The 1,888-nt window shown below is 73.6% G+C and carries 3 protein-coding genes; all 3 read right to left on the bottom strand.

Annotation, left to right across the window (positions count from 1 at the left end):
• Positions 1–112: 112 nt before the first annotated feature.
• The 3 genes from I53_RS15890 to I53_RS15900 all read right to left on the bottom strand — a co-directional run bounded on the left by I53_RS15890 (position 113) and on the right by I53_RS15900 (position 1,802).
• Entirely contained in the window at positions 113–457 is a 345-nt protein-coding gene (locus I53_RS15890; RefSeq protein ID WP_043352391.1) for a lipoprotein, read from the bottom strand.
• 169 nt (positions 458–626) lie between these two features.
• Complete coding sequence (locus tag I53_RS15895; RefSeq protein ID WP_043352393.1) at positions 627–929, bottom strand: hypothetical protein; 303 nt, start codon at positions 927–929, stop codon at positions 627–629.
• A gap of 144 nt (positions 930–1,073) precedes the next feature.
• Positions 1,074–1,802 carry a hypothetical protein gene (locus I53_RS15900; protein ID WP_043352395.1) on the bottom strand — a complete coding sequence of 243 codons (729 nt, stop codon included), beginning with the start codon at positions 1,800–1,802 and terminating at the stop codon, positions 1,074–1,076.
• Positions 1,803–1,888 lie beyond the last annotated feature (86 nt).

Below are 1,888 nucleotides of genomic sequence, written 5' to 3' on the forward strand. Positions count from 1 at the left end.
CCCCCCGCAGGCCGACGCGGGCGCACCCGGCGGACCGGATAGGACCGGGTCCCCGGGCGCGGAGCCCCAGAACGGCTTCCCGGCGGCGTGGCGCCGTGCCGCCCTCAGCCCTCTACAGCAGCGGATCCAGAATGAAAGGCTCCTTCGGCACGCGGTAGCCCCGCCGCGCGCCGCGGCTGGTCTCCACCGGCGCATCGGTGCCGCCCGGCGGCACTGCCGCCACGGAGAGTTCGTCGCCGGCGCGCACCGAGGCCGCATCCGGCTCCGGGGCGCCCCCGCCGAGGCCGACGGAGACCGGCAGCGTCCGCCGCCCGGTCGCCGCGCCCCCGCTCGCCGGCGCGGCGGCCGGGGCCGCCGTCTGCGGCGGTTCCAGGGCACCACGCCGCCCGCAGGCGGAGACCGCCAGGGCCACGAGGCCGGACACGGCGAGGAGTTTCAGGGCGGGTTTCGACAACATCGCGCGAGGGTCCGGCGGGCTCGGCACCGGCACGCGAGGGCCGGCGGGAGCGCTACCTTAGCCGTTGCCGAGCCCCGGCGCGAGCGCGCCCCCGCCACAGGCCGGGCTCGGTCCTCGGCCGATGGCCCGCTAGGGGGACTTTCGGCCGAGGATTGTCAGCGGAGAGGCGTCAGCCCCGCCGCTCCTTGCCGCCCTGCGAGCCCTGCCGGTTCTTGGCGGGGGCGTTCTGCTGCTGCTCGGCCTCGTAGGCGTCGATCGCCCGGCGGCAGTTCTCGCTCAGCTTCTTCCAGTTCTTCTGGAAGCAGGCGTCGGTGGCCGGATCGTCGGGGGCCAGATTGCCGCAGTAGGTCAGGTAATCGCCGGTGCAGTACTTCTTCAGGGTCTCGTTGCCGCGCTTCGTCTGCTGCGCCGCCGCCGGCAGCGTCAGGACAACGGACGCCGCGACGGCGAGGGCGATCGGCTTCAGGCGCATGGGTATCCGTACCATCTGTCGAAGTTGTGAATGCGTGACGCGTCGACGTTGCGATGATGCCTTTGCGTGGTCGAAACAAGGCAGTCGTCGCAGGTTTTCGGTCCGGTTCTGGTGGTAGAGGCCCCGTTTCGGAGGCGGATCCGCTCAAACCCGTTCGTGCTGCGGCATCGGCGCGGTAGCGCGGGGCATCCGGCCCGGGCCCGTGAGGGCGTCGGCGACCTCGACGATTCGCCGGCGCAGATCGGCGTTCTCCCGCTCGATCCCGGCTTGCCGATCCGGTTGCCGGTCGCCGGAGCGGTCGTTCTGCCGGTCGGCCAGGGTCAGGGCCAGAGCCTCCTCGGCCGCCTTCAGGCTGGCGCGCAGATCGTCGCGTTCGGCCGCCAGCGCGGCGGCGTCCGGTGCCGGGGCCGTGCCCTGCCGGAGCGTCAGGAGGCTGTCGAGCAGGTCGGCATGGGCGTCCTCGAGGGCCTGGAGCGTCGCGAGGCTCGCGGTGCCGTCCTCGCGGGCGATCGCCAGTTCGGCCTCGAGCTCCCGGGTCTTAGCCTGGACCTGGGCGATTTCGGCATCGCGGGCCGCGACATCGCGTGCCAGGGCGGCGACCCGCATCGTCCCGGCTCCGATCGCCGCCATGTCGGCCTGCCGCCGCGCCTCGACCGTCTCGACCCGGCGCTCCAGGCGGCGCTGCTGGACGGCGAACTGCGCGCGCAGGAAGTCGCGCTCCGCCGCGATCTCGGCCGGCGAGAGGGGCAGGCGCGCCTCGGCCCGGCGTCGCTCCAGGCGTGCGGCACGCGCATTGAGGGCCGGCAGCAGCAGCAGGCCGCACAGGCTCGCCGCCAGGAAGCCCAGCGCGAAGATCATCACCGTTTCGATCACGAGGGTGCAGTCCGCGCATCCGGCCGGAAAACCCGACCCAAAACCACTCTAGCCCAGGTGGCCGCGGGGGTGAAATCTGCGGCACC

Source organism: Methylobacterium sp. B1 (genome assembly GCF_000333255.1).
GTDB classification, from domain to species: domain Bacteria; phylum Pseudomonadota; class Alphaproteobacteria; order Rhizobiales; family Beijerinckiaceae; genus Methylobacterium; species Methylobacterium fujisawaense.

Bases quoted from the DNA above. Each gene is read 5' to 3' on its own strand.
- I53_RS15890 (WP_043352391.1), bottom strand. From the start codon at position 457: ATGTTGTCGAAACCCGCCCTGAAACTCCTCGCCGTGTCCGGCCTCGTG.
- I53_RS15895 (WP_043352393.1), bottom strand. From the start codon at position 929: ATGCGCCTGAAGCCGATCGCCCTCGCCGTCGCGGCGTCCGTTGTCCTG.